The sequence below is a fragment of the Psychrobacter sp. GW64-MNA-CIBAN-0177 genome (assembly GCF_040309585.1).
GTDB lineage: Bacteria > Pseudomonadota > Gammaproteobacteria > Pseudomonadales > Moraxellaceae > Psychrobacter > Psychrobacter okhotskensis.
On record NZ_JBEOOY010000498.1, the window covers coordinates 1 to 248 of the forward strand.

The 248-nt window shown below is 36.3% G+C and carries 1 protein-coding gene; it reads right to left on the minus strand.

Annotated elements, in window-relative coordinates; translation table 11 throughout:
- On the minus strand, positions 1-248 hold a 248-nt coding region (locus AAEY79_RS15980), incomplete at both ends, for an O-antigen ligase family protein (RefSeq protein ID WP_352289664.1).

Consider the following 248-nt stretch of genomic DNA (forward strand, 5'->3'; position numbering starts at 1 on the left):
GGTATACCGCACCAAATAAAAATATCTAAAAATATATTATGAAAGCTCGATAAATAATGGCTAAAATAATGCTTATCTATAGTTTGATATTGAGCGAAAGATCCTTGATTCCAGCCATAACCCCATAGCGGTTGCTGCTTAATTGCCTCGATAGCTTGCTGCCAAATCTGAATACGCTCGTAACCCGATGAGGCTCTTTCAGCTATGGACACTGTCTCAATTTTTAGTATTTTTTCTTTAAATATGGG